Annotated in this window: 13 protein-coding genes; 5 read left to right on the forward strand and 8 right to left on the reverse strand. The window is 55.6% G+C overall.

All coding sequences use genetic code 11. The annotated features are described in order from the left end of the window. Position 1: 1 nt before the first annotated feature. A complete protein-coding gene (rng, locus tag BG910_RS10320; RefSeq protein WP_089036761.1) occupies positions 2-1,495 on the reverse strand; it encodes a ribonuclease G in 1,494 nt (497 codons plus the stop codon). 254 nt (positions 1,496-1,749) lie between these two features. Here rng and grxC point away from each other — a divergent pair, with 254 nt between their 5' ends. Together grxC and secB are read left to right on the forward strand one after the other, a co-directional pair. Next, a complete protein-coding gene (grxC, locus tag BG910_RS10325) occupies positions 1,750-2,007 on the forward strand; it encodes a glutaredoxin 3 (protein ID WP_089036762.1) in 258 nt (85 codons plus the stop codon). Between the two features lie 31 nt (positions 2,008-2,038). After that, positions 2,039-2,473, forward strand: coding sequence for a protein-export chaperone SecB (secB, locus tag BG910_RS10330; RefSeq protein WP_089036763.1), 435 nt, complete (start codon positions 2,039-2,041; stop codon positions 2,471-2,473). 57 nt (positions 2,474-2,530) lie between these two features. On the opposite strand, the gene BG910_RS10335 is transcribed toward secB, so the two are convergent. From BG910_RS10335 to BG910_RS10345, 3 genes are all read right to left on the reverse strand, one after another. Beyond that, positions 2,531-3,919, reverse strand: coding sequence for a TolC family protein (locus BG910_RS10335; protein WP_089036764.1), 1,389 nt, complete (start codon positions 3,917-3,919; stop codon positions 2,531-2,533). 75 nt (positions 3,920-3,994) lie between these two features. Then, entirely contained in the window at positions 3,995-5,932 is a 1,938-nt protein-coding gene (locus BG910_RS10340) for a MacB family efflux pump subunit (RefSeq protein WP_089036765.1), read from the reverse strand. Between the two features lie 102 nt (positions 5,933-6,034). After that, on the reverse strand, positions 6,035-7,210 hold the full coding sequence (locus BG910_RS10345) for an efflux RND transporter periplasmic adaptor subunit (RefSeq protein ID WP_089036766.1): 1,176 nt from the start codon (positions 7,208-7,210) through the stop codon (positions 6,035-6,037). Between the two features lie 324 nt (positions 7,211-7,534). Here BG910_RS10345 and BG910_RS10350 point away from each other — a divergent pair, with 324 nt between their 5' ends. After that, positions 7,535-7,972, forward strand: a complete 438-nt coding sequence (locus BG910_RS10350; RefSeq protein WP_089036767.1) for a type IV pilin protein — start codon at positions 7,535-7,537, stop codon at positions 7,970-7,972. Positions 7,973-8,051: 79 nt separating this feature from the next. On the opposite strand, the gene BG910_RS10355 is transcribed toward BG910_RS10350, so the two are convergent. Together BG910_RS10355 and ybeY are read right to left on the reverse strand one after the other, a co-directional pair. After that, positions 8,052-8,885, reverse strand: a complete 834-nt coding sequence (locus tag BG910_RS10355; protein ID WP_089036768.1) for an HlyC/CorC family transporter — start codon at positions 8,883-8,885, stop codon at positions 8,052-8,054. A gap of 58 nt (positions 8,886-8,943) precedes the next feature. Further along, positions 8,944-9,456, reverse strand: a complete 513-nt coding sequence (gene ybeY, locus BG910_RS10360) for an rRNA maturation RNase YbeY (RefSeq protein WP_089036769.1) — start codon at positions 9,454-9,456, stop codon at positions 8,944-8,946. Between the two features lie 118 nt (positions 9,457-9,574). Here ybeY and hemC point away from each other — a divergent pair, with 118 nt between their 5' ends. Together hemC and BG910_RS10370 are read left to right on the forward strand one after the other, a co-directional pair. Then, a complete protein-coding gene (gene hemC / locus BG910_RS10365; protein ID WP_089036770.1) occupies positions 9,575-10,510 on the forward strand; it encodes a hydroxymethylbilane synthase in 936 nt (311 codons plus the stop codon). Between the two features lie 371 nt (positions 10,511-10,881). Further along, complete coding sequence (locus BG910_RS10370; protein ID WP_157694074.1) at positions 10,882-11,454, forward strand: opacity family porin; 573 nt, start codon at positions 10,882-10,884, stop codon at positions 11,452-11,454. A 205-nt stretch (positions 11,455-11,659) separates the two neighbouring features. On the opposite strand, the gene pepN is transcribed toward BG910_RS10370, so the two are convergent. Together pepN and BG910_RS10380 are read right to left on the reverse strand one after the other, a co-directional pair. After that, on the reverse strand, positions 11,660-14,374 hold the full coding sequence (gene pepN / locus BG910_RS10375) for an aminopeptidase N (protein WP_089036772.1): 2,715 nt from the start codon (positions 14,372-14,374) through the stop codon (positions 11,660-11,662). Between the two features lie 361 nt (positions 14,375-14,735). Further along, positions 14,736-16,001: an RsmB/NOP family class I SAM-dependent RNA methyltransferase gene (locus BG910_RS10380; RefSeq protein WP_089036773.1), complete on the reverse strand. Its 1,266-nt coding sequence runs from the start codon at positions 15,999-16,001 to the stop codon at positions 14,736-14,738. Between the last annotated feature and the right edge of the window lie 344 nt (positions 16,002-16,345).

The following is a 16,345-nucleotide window of genomic DNA, read 5'->3' on the forward strand; positions in this document are numbered from 1 at the left end:
CTTAAAGCAGAACAATATCATACTGCTCCTGCGTATAAGCCGTTTCCACCGCCAGCGAAATCGGTTTGCCGATAAAATCGATCAGCATCGCCAGCGACTGCGATTCTTCGTCGAGAAACAGGTCGATGACGCTGGGCGCGGCGAGAATGCGGAATGATTGTGCGTCGTAGCGGCGGGCTTCGCGTACGATTTCGCGCTGGATTTCGTAACACACGGTCTGCGGGGTTTTCAGACGGCCTCTGCCTTGGCAGGCAGGGCAGGGCTCGCAGAGGACTTGGCTGAGGTTTTCGCGGGCGCGTTTGCGGGTCAGTTCGACCAGCCCCAGGCTGGTAAAGCCGTTGAGGGTAACGCGGGTGCGGTCGAAACTGAGCGCTTTGGCCAATTCCTGCAACACGGCTTCGCGGTGGGTTTCCTGCGCCATGTCGATGAAGTCGATGATGATGATGCCGCCGAGGTTGCGCAGGCGCAGTTCGCGGGCGATGGTGTGGCAGGCTTCGAGGTTGGTGCGGAAGATGGTTTCGTCGAAGTTGCGCGCGCCGACGAAACCGCCGGTGTTGACGTCGATGGTGGTCATCGCTTCGGTGGATTCGATGATGAGGTAGCTGCCGAAGTTGAGACTGACGCGCGGTTGCAGGGCGCGGCTGATTTCCTGTTCGACGTTGTGGGTTTCAAACAGCGGGCGTTCTCCTTTAAACAGCTCGATTTTGTCGACGGCACCGTGAACGTATTGTTCGGCGAAACTCATCATGCGGCGGTAGTTTTCGGTGGAATCGACGAGGATTTTCCGGGTGTCGGGGCTGAACATGTCGCGCAAGACGCGCAGGGCAAGCGGCAAATCCTGATACAGCAGGGTTTCGGGCGGTTGAGTTTTGGCTTGGTGCTGGATGTGTTCCCACACTTTGGTCAGGTAGCCGATGTCGGCCTGAAGCTGTTCGTCGCTGGCGTTTTCGGCGTTGGTACGGATAATGTAGCCGTGGCAGGCTTCTTCGGGCAGCAGGTTGAGCAGGCGCTCGCGCAGGGCGTTGCGGTCGCCGTCGTCTTCGATACGCTGGGAAATGCCGATGTGTTCTTCCTGCGGCAGATGTACGAGGAAACGTCCGGCCAGCGAAATTTGGGTGGAAAGCCGTGCGCCTTTGGTGTTGATGGGGTCTTTGATGACCTGAACCAATACCGACTGGCCTTCAAACAGCATGTGCTCGATGCGCTGGGTTTCGTCGGGATTGCGGCGCTGTTCCAAAATATCGACGATGTGCAGAAAAGCCGCGCGCTCGAGTCCGATGTCGATAAATGCGCTCTGCATGCCGGGCAAAACGCGCCGCACGACGCCGAGATAAATATTGCCGACCAGGCTGTGGCCGCTGTTGCGCTCGATGTGCAGCTCGCATATATTGTTTTCTTCCAACACCGCCACACGCGTTTCCTGCGGCGTAATGTTGACCAACACCGTCTCGGGCAGGCGGACGGTGTCTTTGGGAATGGGGATTCCGGCTAACATGATGTTCCTAAGTTATTTAAAAATACTTTTGCAATCAATTCTCTGCATAAAAACCGATGGCAAAAGCAGTTTCGCGCCGACGGGTGGCTATGATACTGGAAAAGCCCTGCCGCCGCCATTGCCTGCCGCCGCTGAAAGGCCGTCTGCAACGCATCATGCCGTCTGAAAAAAACCGCTGTCCCGCCCCCTTGTAAAAAGCTGCAAGCGCCTATATAGTAGCCCGCATCAAAACATTAAAACCACTACAGCAAACCATGCAAACCGTAACCATGTATTCCGGCCTCTTCTGCCCGTATTGTACGATGGCGAAAAAGCTGCTGGCCGAAATCGGCGTCACCGAAATCAACGAAATCCGCATCGACCAAGACACGGAAAAATTCGCCGAAATGCAGCAACGCAGCGGCCGGCGCAGTATTCCGCAGATTTTTATCGGCGACACCCACGTCGGCGGTTTTACCGATTTACACAAGCTGCAACAAGAAGGCCGCTTGGATTCCCTTCTCAACCCTTGATTTTTAACCAACCTTCAAACAGGAAAACAAAATGAGCGAAGAATTGCAACCCGTATTCAGCATCGAACGTCTGTATGTCAAAGACTTGTCTTTGGAAGTACCCAACGCCCCGCATATTTTCCTGGAACAGGGCGAGCCCGAAGTCGATATGCGTGTCTCTACCGGCAGCGAAACGCTGGAAGACGGCATCTACTCGGTTGACGTGACCGTTACCGTTACCGCCAAACTCGACGAAAACCGTACCATGTTCTTAAACGAAGTGACCCAAAGCGGCGTGTTCCGTTTGGAAAACATCCCCGAAGAAGACATCAAAATGCTGCTCGGCGTCGCCTGCCCGAACATCCTGTTCCCCTACGCGCGCGAAGCCATTTCTTCAACCGTTACCCGCGCAGGCTTCCCGCCGGTATTGCTCGCGCCGATTAACTTTGAAGCGATGTACCAGCAACAGCAGGAAGGCAACGCTTAATCCGTTTTCCGTAGAATCAAAGAGGCCGTCTGAACTTTCAGACGGCCTCTTTGATTTTCAGCGCTTCACGGTATAACGGCCGGCCATCGCTTTATAAATCATGTTTTCGTATTTCAACACTTCGTAACGCTGGTTGAGCAGGTTTTGCGCGGAACCGTATTCTGTGTTGAGCGCTTCGAGCCAGTCTTTCAGCTCGTTTTTGCCGTATTGGTAGCGCACTTGGTAGTAGCGGCTGTTTTTACGGTCGAGCGCGTAGCGCTGCTGCTGGTTTTTCAGCGTGGCTTGGGCGTTTTGGTAGGCGAGGTAGTTGGTGTCGACTTCGTTGAGCGCGGTGGTGAGCGCTTTTTCAAAGTCGAGCTTGGCGGCCTCGTAATTGGCTTCGGCGGTTTTGTCGTTCCATTTCAGGGTTTTCCAGTTGAGGAAGGGCAGGTTGATTTGCGCGGAGCCACCCAAAACGGGGATGTTGAAGGTGGAACGGGCTTTGTCGGACGACGTGCTCAGGCTGGCGCCGAGGGTGATGCTCGGATACCAGCTGCGTTTTTGTGCGGCCAGCGACTGCACGGACGATTGCAGGCGGTATTCGGCAGCGCGCAGGTCGGGGCGGTTGGCCAATACGGAAATCGGTACGTTCAAATCCACGCCTTTGGCGGCGGGCAGGCGGTATTGCGCGGGTGCGACGGCAGGCGCTTCGCCGGGCTTGAGGTTGAGCAGGTTGCGCAGGGTCTGCTCAAGCGTGTCGCGGTTGGTTTTCAGGGTCAGGAGGCTGCTGCGTGCACCCAAAAGCGATTGGTTGGACTGGGTCGGCTCGCTGGAATCGGATTTGCCGAGGCGGTATTTGGTATTGGAAATGCGCGCGACGGCTTCGTATTGTTTGACGGTTTTTTCCGTTAAAGTAATCGCTTCGTTGAGGTAGGCAATGTTGAAATAGGCGTCGGCGACGTTGTTGGCCAGCGTGAGGCGGGTGTTGGCGAGGTCTTCTTGGGTGGCACGGTATTCCCAAGCCTGGGCGTTGGCGCTGGCGCGCAGTTTCTGCCACAAATCCAGCTCGTAGCTCAGACCGAGCTGGCTGCTGAAGCTGTCGCTGGGGCTACCGCCGGTTTTGAGGTTTTTCGAGGTGGAGGCGCCGAGCGAACCGCTGAACGAGGGTACCAAATCGGCGCGCAGGATTTTGGCCTGATACAGCGCTTTGTTGACGTTGAGCGCGGCCTGTTTGAGGTCGATATTGTTGGCGAACGCCTGATTGATCAGGGCGTTGAGCGGCGGATTTTGGTAGGTTTCCCACCAGTTTTCGCTGACGTTGTAACGATCGGCGGTTTCGGCGGCGCTGATGATGTGGCCGCTGCTTTCGACGGTCGGGGCATCGACTTTGGGATTAACGGCGCAGGCGCCGAGGGCAAGGGCGACGGCGAGGCTTAAGGCCGTCTGAAAATGGGGTTTGGTTTTCATGGATTTTTCCGTTCGGTTGTTTTTTTCAGACGGCCTTTGTCGGGCGTTGGGGCTGTCTGAAAATTTTGGGTTTCCCTAATCCTGCGCCAGCGCATCAATCGGGTTCAGCTGCGAGGCGCGTTTGGCGGGCATGAAGCCGAAGACGACGCCGATGGCGGTGGAACTTAACACAGCGGCGATGATGGAGAAGGTGGAAAACGACATCGGGAAATCGGTCACGAAATGGTTGAACACGAGGCCGATACTGATGGAGAGCAAGACGCCGGTCAGGCCGCCGATGAGGCAGATCATTACGGCCTCAATGAGGAACTGCTGCAAAATATTGCTCTGGCGCGCGCCGATGGCCATGCGGATGCCGATTTCTTTGGTGCGCTCGGTAACGGAGACCAGCATGATGTTCATTACGCCGATGCCGCCGACTACCAGCGAAATGACGGCAATCGAGGAGATGAGCAGTTTCATCGTGCCGGTGGTCGATTCGATGGTTTGTTTGATGCTGTCGCTGTTTTGCGTGAAGAAGTCCTGTTTGCCGTGCCGCGAGAGCAGGAGGGCTTTAAGGCCGTTTTCGGCGGCGTCGGAGCTGACGTCGTCTTTGACTTTGACGGTAATCGAGTTGATGTAGCGCTGGCCGTTGATTTTGTTGATGACGGTGGTGTAGGGCGCCCACATTTGCAGGTTTTCGCTGTTGCCGAACGGGCTTTCTTCTTTCTGCGCAACGCCGATGATGGTCAGCGGGCGTTTGCCGAAGAGGATGGTTTTGCCCAGCGGGTCGGTGCCGTCTGAAAAGAGTTTGTTTTTGGTGTTGTCGTCGATGACGACGACAGAATTGCTTTGTTTGACGTCGTCGCTGTCAAACAGCCGTCCTTGCGCCAGCTTGATGCCGTGAACATCAAAATACTGTTCGCCCGCGCCGTAGAGTTGGGCGGTGGAATCGGTGTTGCGGTAGGTCAGGGTGGCGTTTTGCGAGGTCATGGGGGTGACACTGGCAACGTAGGCCTGCTTGGCGATGGCTTCGGCATCGCCGATGGTCAGGGTGCGCACGCGGCTGCTGCGGCGGTCGCCGAAGCCGCGTCCGGGATAGATGCTGATGGTGTTGGTGCCTATCGAACTGATGTCTTCGAGGATTTTCTGTTGAGAGCCATTGCCCAGTGCGACGACGGAAACGACGGATGTAATGCCGATGATGATGCCGAGCATGGTCAAAAGAGAGCGCATTTTGTGCGCCAAAATAGCCTGAATCGACATTTTGAAGGCTTCCATAAATTGGTCTTTGAAGAAAAGCCATGAGGAATTTTCTTCTACCGCTTTGACTTGGCTGGGCTTGATGTCTTTGGTTTTGCTGGTGTCGGAGATGATTTCGCCGTCGCGGATTTCAATGATGCGGTTGGCGTTGGCGGCGATGTTGGGGTCGTGCGTGACCATGATGACGGTGTGGCCGGCGTCGTGCAGCTCGTGGATGATTTCCATCACGTTTTGGCCGCTGGCGGTGTCGAGCGCGCCGGTGGGTTCGTCGGCGAAGATGATTTCGCCGCCGTTCATCAGGGCGCGGGCAATGGAAACGCGCTGCTGCTGGCCGCCTGAAAGTTCGCTGGGTTTGTTGCTTTCTTTGCCGTCCAAACCCAAGTCGTGCAGCAGTTTGTCGGCGCGCTTGGCGCGCTCTTCCCCTTCAACGCCGACGTAAACGGCGGGCAGGGCGACGTTGTCGCGCGCGGTCAGTGAGCTCAGCAGGTTGTAACGCTGGAAAATAAAGCCGAAACGTTTGCGGCGCAGCGCGGCGAGTTGGTCGGCGCCCATTTGCGCGGTTTCGGTGCCGTCGATTTTATACGAACCGGACGAGGCGGTGTCGAGGCAGCCCAAGATGTTCATCAGCGTGGATTTGCCCGAGCCGGACTGGCCGATGATGGCGACGAAATCGCCTTTTTCTACCGACAGGCTGACGTCTTTCAAAACGTGGACGCGGTTGGCGCTGCTGCCGAAGTAGCGGTTGAGGTTTTTACATTCGATTAAGCTCATGATGTGTACCGGTGGGGAGGTTCGGAAAAGGCCGTCTGAAAAGTTGCGGCTGCGTTCGGCAGGCGGTTTTTCAGACGGCCTGTGTTGCCGGATGAGTCGGTTTTACATCGGCGGGCCGCCCGGGTCGCCCCGCATATTGTTGGATTTGGCATTGGCATCGGCTTCGGAAACAATCACTTTCTCGCCTTCTGCCAAGCCTTTGGTCACTTGGATGTTGGTGCCGTCGCTCAAGCCGACGCCGATTTCTTTTTCAACCGGCTTGTTTTTGTTGCCGAGCACGCGCACGAAGCGTTTGCCGTTTTTCGGTTTCACCGCCAATACGGGCACGGTCAGCACGTTTTTCGCTTCATTGACGGTAATGGTGTTTTCCGTGGTCATGCCGATGTGCAGCGAGCGGTCTTCATTGGGAACGAGCGCGCGCGCGTAGTAGTAGATGGCGGTGGAAGTGGTGTCGGTGGAAGTGGTGTAGCTGCCCTGCGACATGGTGGTCAGGCCGGGATCGACGGAATCGAGCTTGCCGGTACGCACTTTGTCGGAATCGGACAACACGGTAAACGAAACCGGCATTCCCGCTTTGACTTTGCTGATGTCGCCTTCGGCAATCTGCATTTTGTTCAGCATCACACTCAAATCGGCAAGCTGGACGATGGTCGGCGTACTCTGCACGGCGTTGACCGACTGGCCTTCTTCAACGGGAATCGCCACGACCGTGCCGTCTGAAGGCGCGGTGATTTTAGTGTCGCCCAATTCTTTTTCGGCGGTATTGATGGAAATCTGCGTCTGCTTAATGGACGACCGGATTTCTTCCAGCGACGCTTTGGCGGCGGCCAGATTGTTTTCCGCCGTTTCCAGATTTTCCTTAGAAGTCGCATCTTCCGCCCACAGAGCTTTTTCGCGTTTATACTGGGTTTGCGCGGATTTCAGCGCGATTTGCTGCGATCTGAGTTTGGCTTGGAAAGTATCCAGCTCGGCGCGTTTGGTGTTGAGGGTGTTGGTTTGCGTACGCGAGTCGATTTCGGCAATCAAATCGCCTTTTTTCACCTGCTGGCCGATTTTGACGTGCAGCTTTTTAATCTGTCCCGACGCTTCCGCACCGACCTGAATCAGTTTGTCGGCGGAAATTTCGCCCGTTGCCGTTACCGTCTGCTTCAAATCTTTGCGTCCGACCGGTTCGGTCAGATAGTTTACGGTGTCTTTCGGCTGGAAATAACTCCAAGCTCCGTAGCACAGCCCCGCCAAAACGACGGCGCCGACTACCCATTTGATTTTTTTTGCCATAGCGTTAAACCCGAAGTGTACTGTCGGCGTGCGTTTTGTCGCATAATACCAACAGTGATGAATGGAAATAGGAGAATCGGGGCGGATTGTACTGGATATGCGAGCCAAGGCAAAGGGCGGGAGAAAAAGATTAAAATATTAAACGGCTGTTTTATAAACAAATTATAAACAGCCGTTTTCCAAAAAATTACACCGTATTTACATATTTTCCGTAAGAGCAGATTTATTTATACATAATCGCGCAGGAAAAATTTATAATGACGGATGAAATAACGCAGTGCAATCTGCATCTAAAACAACCCTGATATTACGGCACTCATTGTTATGAAACACCCCCAACGCGGCTTTACGCTGATTGAAATGCTCATCGTCATCACCATCCTGGCCATTCTCGCCACCATCGCCTACCCGATTTACACCGAACAAGTCCGCCAGTCGCGCCTGTCTAACGTGCGCGCCACGCTGGTGAAAAACGCGCAAATGCTGGAGCGGTATTATGCGCAGAAACATACGTTTGAGGGATTTTCTCCGTCTTCTTTAGCGCAGAATGATCATTTTGATATTTCGTTTGGTAAGCCTGATACAAACAATACAAAAAACTCGATTAAGGTCGATCCAACGGCGGCAGGTTTCGTTTTGCGGGCTGAGCCGAAGAATAAAGATGAACCCTGTACCGTTTATCTCAATGACAGCGGACTTTTCTGGGCGGTCAGTTCGGATGATACTAAAGCCTGCCCGGGTTACGACAAACTCAGTGATTAAACCAATCTTTCAAATCTGAATCCGCAAAACAGCAAAGGCCGTCTGAATTTTTCAGACGGCCTTTGATATTGCCCCAAACCTATTTTTCTTCCTTTCCCCTCACCGCCATCAGCGTATGCAGGCGGCGGTTGTCGGCGCGGGCGACGGTAAACTGGAGCGGTCCGATGACGACTTTTTCGCCGCGCACGGGCAGGCGGCCCAATTCCTGAATCACCAAACCGCCGACGGTATCGGCTTCTTCGTCGCTGAAATCCGTGCCGAAAAAGGCGTTGATGTCTTTGATTTCGGTCACGGCCTTAATCCGCCAGCGTTCGGCGGAAACAGCGGAAATATTGTCGGCGCTTTCGTCCTCGTCGAATTCGTCTTCGATGTCGCCGACGATTTGCTCGATGATGTCTTCAAACGTTACCAGCCCCGAAACGCCGCCGTATTCGTCCACCACAATCGCCATATGGCCGCGCTGTTCGCGGAATTCTTTCAAAAGCGCGTTTAGCCCCTTGCTTTCGGGCACAAACGCGGCAGGGCGCAGGATGGCTTTGAGGTCGAACTGCTCGGGGGCAAACATATATTTCAGCAGATCTTTGGCATGAAGAATGCCCAAAACCTCGTCTTTGTCGCCCGCAATCACGGGAAAACGCGAATGGGCGGTCTCGATGATGTAGCCGACGATGCGCTCGAGGCTGTCGTTTTCCTTGACCACATTCATCTGCGCGCGCGTGACCATTGCATCGCGCACGTCGAGTTCGGCAAAATCCAATACTTTTTCCAAACGCAAAAGCGTGTCGGCATCAAACACTTCCTGCTCGTGCGCCTGCCGCAGCAGGCTGACGACGTCTTCGGCGGAATCGGGTTCGCCCGCGAGGCGGGAAACGAGGCGTTCGAAAAAATTGGGTTTCGACGGGGTATCGTCCATTTCGGTATGTGTCCTTTTTATGGGTGGGGAAAGTTTTACTGGGAACAAAAAACGCGGTTTAAACGTCGTCCTGATACGGATTCGGAAAGCCCAGTTCGGCCAGAATGCGGATTTCCAGCGCTTCCATTTCTTCGGCTTCGGCATCTTCGATATGGTCGTAACCCATCAGATGCAGCGTGCCGTGGACGGCGAGGTGGGCGAAATGCTGCGCGGCGGTTTTACCCTGTTCGGCGGCTTCTTTGGCGACGACCTGCGGGCAGACAATCAAATCGCCGCTAAGGCCGTCTGAAACTTGCTCTGGCAGGGTTTCGCCCTCGTCGAGCGCAAAACTCAAAACATTGGTGGCGTAATCTTTGCCGCGGTAATCACGGTTGTAGGCGCGGGCTTCGTCTTCGTCGAGCAGAATCAGGCTGATGTCGGCACGGCGGTGCGCGGTTTTGACCGCCTGCCAGATCCAGCGGTAGAAATCTTTTTCAGACGGCACGGCCGCGATGCTTGAGGCGTTTTCAAAATGAAGGTGGAAACGCTGCTGTTGCAGCTTTAAAAAAGGATAGTGTTTGGCGCGTTTCATGGTGGTTTGCGGGTTGGCGTTCTGCCGTCAAATATACCATATCCGCGTGAGGCCGTCTGAAAAAACGCGCCGAAATATGATAGACTTGCGCCGTTTGCAAACTACCCGAGCCGACATTATGAGCCCGAAAAAATTAGTCATCGCCAGCCGCGAAAGCCTGTTGGCGATGTGGCAGGCCGAACACATTCAAGGCCGTCTGAAAACCCTTTATCCCGACTGCGAAGTTTCCATTTTGGGCATGACCACGCAGGGCGATCAGATTTTGGACAAAACTCTGTCGAAAATCGGCGGCAAAGGGCTGTTTGTCAAAGAATTGGAACAGGCGCTGCAAGACGGGCGTGCGGATTTGGCCGTGCACTCGATTAAAGACGTACCCATGGTGTTGCCCGAGGGCTTCGCGCTGGCGGCGGTGGGCGAGCGCGCCAACCCGTTTGACGCGTTTGTTTCCAATCATTACGCGCGGCTGGAAGACCTGCCTGACGGCGCAGTGGTCGGCACATCCAGCCTGCGCCGCGAAGCGCAGTTGCGCGCCCGCCATCCGCGTTTGCAGATCAAACCGCTGCGCGGCAACGTGCAAACCCGCCTGCGCAAGCTCGATGAGGGCGAATACGACGCGGTTATCCTTGCCGCCGCAGGCTTGCAGCGGCTGGGGCTGGACGGGCGCATCCGCCTGATTCTCTCTCCTGCTGACAGCCTGCCCGCCGCAGGGCAGGGCGCACTCGGTATCGAAATCGCAGCGCACCGTGAAGATTTGATGGAAGTTTTGCAACCGCTCAACCACGACCAAACCCGCGCCTGCGTCACCGCCGAACGCGCCCTTGCCCGCGCATTGGGCGGAAGCTGCCAAGTGCCGCTCGCCGCCTACTGCACCGAAGAAAACGGCCTGTTAACCCTGCGCGGACTGGTCGGCCACCCCGACGGCTCGGTTTTATTGCAGGCCGACGCCCAAGCTCCCGCCGACTACGCCGACGCGCTCGGCCGCGCGGTAGCGAAAAAGTTGGCCGATGACGGCGCAGAAGAGCTGATTGCCGCGGTGTTGGCGGAACAGGCTTGAGCTTGGGATTTTGATTATTTTGTTTTAAAAACAGCGTATTGAAAACATTAAAGGCCGTCTGAAAAATCTTGGGTAAGGTTTTCAGACGGCCTGAAGTTTTAATATGTTGAAAAGGCTTCATAAAAGCTGTCTGAACTGTTTTGCCGGCATCCTGCGTGAAAGATAAAAAAACGATACGTGAGGAGCTTCAGCGTGCAAAATCCGCGGCCGCCGGCTTTCGGTATTGTTGCCGTTAAGTTCTGTTTCAAGACCGTTTAACCTAAAGAATATGATATAAAGGATAAATGAATTATGATATTCGGGAGTATTCCAAGCAGTGTTTGGAACAATTTACACAACGGGTTTCCCGTTTTACCCACAAGGAGGCAGTCATGAAAAAAATCGTATTGGCCGCCGTATTGGCCGGCTTGAGCGGCATTGCCGCCGCAGAAGGTCTGTATGTCCAAGGCGATGTCGGTTACACCAAACTGCAAGCCAAAGCAGACGGCAAAATTTCCGACGGCAACGTCGGTGCCCGTGTCGCGCTCGGCCGTGAAGCCGGATCCGTGCGTTACGGCGTGGATTACACCTATTTCGGCAGAATCAAAGACAGCGAAAACTCTCCGTACGGCACCTACAGTTATGAAGGCAAGCTGGATGCGCATTCCGTCGGCCTCAGCGCTGTTTACGACTTCAAAAACCAATCCCGCCTCACCCCCTACGTCGGTGCGCGTGTCGGCGTAAACGTGTTGCACTTGGATTTCAAAGAACGCGGCGACGGCCGGTCTGACTCTTACACCTTCCGCAAAACCAAAGTCGGCGTCGGTGCGTTGGCCGGTGTACAATACCGCATCAACGACAAATTCGCGGTGAATACCGGTATCGAATACAACTACCTGGGCAAAGTTGACGATGTGAAATTCAGCCAATACGGCGCCAATGTAGGTTTGCGTTACAACTTCTAAGCGGACGCAGCCGATAAAACAGGCCGTCTGAAAACGTTAAACCGTTTTCAGACGGCCTGTTTATTTTTAAGAAACAGAAAACGGTTTGAAACGGCCGACAACTTCATTGCCGTTGTTTCTGAGTAAGCAGAAATAACGGCAATGTGGCTTTCAGACGGCCTTTTCCGCGCACTTAAAAGATTCAGACTTCTCCTGTTTCCCTCTATCAAGCGGCATTCTGTCCTGCCTGCGCCAGAATCTTGCCGACAATTTCGCCCACGTCTTTCGACACGTCTTTCTGCGCGGCGATGCGTTGCAGTTGGCCGGTCATCAGGCTTTTGCGGTGCGGTTCGAGTTTGGGGCAGAGGTTGAACGCCTGTACCAGCCGTGCGGCGACCTGCGGGTTGAAGCGGTCGATTTCGATCACTTTGTCGGCGATAAAGGCGTAGCCGCTGCCGTTTTCGGCGTGGAAATGCGGGACATTGCGGCTGAACGCGCCCAAGAGCGAGCGGGCTTTGTTGGGGTTTTCAAGGCTGAATTTGGGGTGGCTTAAGGCCGTCTGAACCTGTGCCAAGGTGTCGCTGCGGCGGCTGGAACCGATGAGGACGAAATATTTGTCCATTACCAGCGCGTCGTCGGCGTAGCGGTCGGCGAAGCGTTCGAGCAGGCGGTTGCGGCCGTCTTCTTCGAGGTGGTTGACGGTGTTTAACACGCTGATTTCGTGGGTCATATTCGGGGTGAGCTGCTCGTAGCGGGAAATGAAATCCTGCAAACGGGCGCACACGGTTTGGCCGGGCGCGGCGGGCTGTTCGCCGTCGTAGGCTGCGGCGGCGACTTTGGCGTGCTGCTCTTCGCGGATGGTGTAGAGGCGCACGGCGGCCAGCAGGGCGCGCACGCCGGCGAGCTGCGGGTGGTATTCGTAGGGCTTTTCGATGCCGCTGGCGGTTTCCTGCGCCAGCGCCCAAGTGCGCGCTTCGACCAGTTCGGCGAGGCATTCGCGGGCGATTTGGTCGGCGAGGCGTTCGCGGGCTTGGTGGTAGTGCTGCGGGTTGATGTTGCCCGCGCCGTCCCACAATTCGCTTTCGGACGGCATGCCGAGCAAAACGGCTTTAAACGCGGGGTCGAGATTTGTATCGGCGAGCACGCGGCGGATGGCGGCGGTGAGGCCGCGGTGTTCGGGCAGCGGCGTGCCGTTTTCAATCGCGGCAAGGTTGGCGGCGACGGCGCGGCGGAACAGGGTTTGGCCGGCTTCCCAGCGAGCAAATTCGTCGCTGTCGTGCGCCAGCAGCAGGGTCAGCTCGTCGTCGCTGTACGGATAGTTGAGGTGTACGGGCGCGGAAAAACCGCGCAGCAGCGAGGGCACGACGGCTTGGTTGACACCGCCGAGCGTGAAGGTTTGTTCGGCTTCGGTGAGCAGCAAAACCGCTTCGGTCGCGCGTTTTCCTTGATAATCAAATTCGACCGCCGTGCCTTGTTTGTCGAGCAAACCGACTTTCAGCGGCATCATCATCGGCTGTTTTTGCGCCATATCGGGCGTGGCGGGAACGGTCTGTCTGACCGTCAATTCAAAACCGCCGTTGTCTTTCAGACGGCCTGAAACGTCTAAAACGGGCGTGCCCGCCTGACTGTACCACAGCGAAAATTGGTCGAGGTTGATTCCGTTTGCATCTGCCATCGCAGCGCGGAAATCGTCGCAGGTGACGGCCTGCCCGTCGTGGCGTTTGAAATAAAGTTTCATACCTTTTTGGAAGCCTTCTTCGCCCAGCAGGGTATGGTACATCCGCACCACTTCCGCGCCTTTTTCATACACGGTCATGGTGTAGAAATTGTTCATTTCCTCATAGCTCGCGGGGCGCACGGGATGGGCGGTCGGCCCCGCATCTTCGGGAAACTGGTGCTGGCGCAGCAGGCGCACGTTTTCAATGCGGCGCACCGCACGGCCGGCGCGGTCGCCCGAAAATTCCTGATCGCGGAACACGGTCAGCCCCTCTTTGAGCGAGAGCTGAAACCAATCGCGGCAGGTCACGCGGTTGCCCGTCCAGTTGTGGAAATATTCGTGGCCGATAACCGATTCGATGCCCTCGAAATCCGCGTCGGTAGCGGTTTGGCTGTCGGCCAGCACATATTTGGTATTGAAAATGTTCAAGCCCTTGTTTTCCATTGCGCCCATGTTGAAATCGCCGACCGCCACGACCATAAACACATCTAAATCGTATTCCAAACCGAAGCGCGTCTCGTCCCACGCCATCGCGTGTTTCAGCGATTCCACCGCAAACGGCACTTTCGCCTTGTCCGCCTCAGTCGTATAAAACGCGATGGCTACCCTGCGCCCGCTTTTCGTGGTGAAACTGTCTTTCGTCACCGCCAAACCGCCCGCCACCAGCGCAAACAGATAGCTCGGCTTGGCAAACGGATCGATCCATTTCACCCAATGGCGGCCGTCTGAAGTTTCGCCGCCGTCAACCTTGTTGCCGTTGGAAAGCAAAACGGGATAACGTTTCTTGTCCGCCGTAATCACCGTGGTAAATTTCGACATCACATCAGGGCGGTCGGGATAAAACGTGATTTTGCGGAAACCCTCGGGTTCGCATTGGGTAAACAGATTGCCGCCGCTGGCATAAAGCCCCATCAGCGATTTGTTTTCAGACGGCCTCAGGCGCGTTTCCGCCTCGATGACAAAACTTTCAGACGGCACATCATTGACCGTCAGCCGCTCGTTTTCCGTATCCAACACAAAGTCCGCCGCCGCGCCGTCGATTTTCAGCGACAACAGTTCCGCCGAACCATCCAACACCAGCGGCACGCCCGCCGTTTTCGGATTCACCAGCAGGCGCGATTTCACGATGGTGAAGTCGTCGAAAATATCGAAATGCAGGTCGGTTTTACGCACTTCAAACACAGGCGCGCGGTAGTCTTTCAAATAATGCACGGTTTTGCTCATGGCGGACTTTCGGAAATAACAAAGATAATGTCGGGGATATGGTTTCAGACGGCCTGAAATCAATAGGGGCAAATTAAAAGGCAGGAAAAGGACGAGACCGTTGCAAAAATAAGAAACGCCTGCCTAACGGCCGTCTGAAACGGTGAATTCTTCAAGTGCCGTCATTCCCGCACAGGCGGGAATCCACGGTTGAAAACAAGCAATACATTGTTTTAAAACAAGTTTTAGAAAATTATGCGTGGATTACCGCCTGCGCGGGAATGACGTCCGTAAAAGTTTCAGACGGCCATCTTGATTTTTAGGCCGTCTGAAAACCACGGCCAAATCCGTTCAACATTTTTAAAGACAAATCATCGGTTTATCAAACCGCATCCTTGCGCTGCATCACTGCTGCGAAAAAGCCGTCGGTTTGGTGTGCGGCGGAATCGAGGCGGAGGTATTTGCCGGTGTCCAAATCCACCTTGGTCTGTTTCAGCAGTTCGGCGCAGTCAAGCAGCGTGAAATCGGGATGTCCGGCGAGGAAACGTTCGACCTGCAACTCGTTTTCTTCGGGCAGAATGCTGCACGTAGCGTAAACCAAGCGGCCCTGCGGTTTGACCAGTTCGGCGGCGGCAGCAAGGATGCTTGCTTGCTGTTCCAATAATTTGGCGACGGTTTCGGGCGACTGGCGGTATTTGAGGTCGGGATTGCGGCGCAGCGTGCCCAAGCCAGAGCAGGGGGCATCGACCAAAACGCGGTCGGCTTTGCCTTTCAGACGGCCTGTGCGCGGGTCGTGTTCGCTGCTGATGCGCTCGGGGTGGATGTTGGTCAGGCCGGCGCGGGTCATGCGCGGTTTGAGGTTGGCTAGGCGTTTTTCGGCAATGTCGAACGCGTAGATGCGGCCTTTGTTGGCCATTTGCGCGCCGACGGCCAGCGTTTTTCCGCCCGCGCCGGCGCAGAAATCGACGACGATTTCGCCGCGTTTGGCACCGACCAAAAGGGCGAGCAGCTGACTGCCTTCGTCCTGCACTTCGAGTGTGCCGTCTGAAAACAGCCTGTGGTGGTTGATGGCGGTTTTGTCCCGCAAACGGATGCCCCACGGCGAAAACGGCGTGGCTTCGGCGCGTAAGCCTTCGTCTTGCAGTGCCGCCAAAACCTTGTCGCGCTTGGCTTTGAGCGTGTTGACGCGCAAATCCAGCGGCGCGGGCTGGCTGATGCTGCGGCCGAAGCGGAGGATTTCGTCGTCGCCGTGATGTTTTTTGAGTTGGGCGACGAGCCATTCGGGCAGCTCGGCGGCGGTGTTGAGGCCGTCTGAAAATTCCTGTTTGCGCGCTTTGAGCCGGCTGAGAAACTCGGTTTCCTCGTCGTCAATCATGTCTTTCAAACTGCTGATGTTGACGCTGCGCCCGAGCACCAGCGCCGCCAGCGCGGCTTTTTTCGGCTGGGCGTACGGACGGCGCAGCGCGGCGGAAATTTTCTGGTAATGGCGCAGTGCGGCAAACGCCGTCTCGGCGATTTCGTGACGGTCTTGGCGGCCGAGTTTTTTGTGTTCGCGGAAATAGGCGGAAAGCACGGCGTCGGCGGGTTGTTTGAATGTCAGCATTTCGGCGAGCAGGGAGGCGGTATGGTCGAGTCGGAGGATATTCATGGGCGGTCTTTTTCGGATGGGGTCGGGTTTTTCAGACGGCATTGGGGGCTGTTTGAAAGGTTGTCGGTTGAAGTGAGGAAATTATGCAGGCTGGGCCCGGTTGGTGAGCTTGTCGAACCATTAGCCCAGCATTTTGTCATTTGAAACTTATTTTATTTGGTTTTGCTGGGCTGAAGCCCAGCCTACGGGTACTCGTAGGCCGTCTGAAAGTTTGTCGGCGGGAATGTTGGGTTTAGCGTTTCAGACGGCTTTTGAACGGTATTTGTAAATTTTGCAAAGGTCCCGGGCCGGTGGTCCGACAGGCTCATCAATCAGCTCGGTCTGCGGGTGTTATTCCAAATTAT

This window comes from Neisseria chenwenguii, assembly GCF_002216145.1.
GTDB lineage: Bacteria > Pseudomonadota > Gammaproteobacteria > Burkholderiales > Neisseriaceae > Neisseria > Neisseria chenwenguii.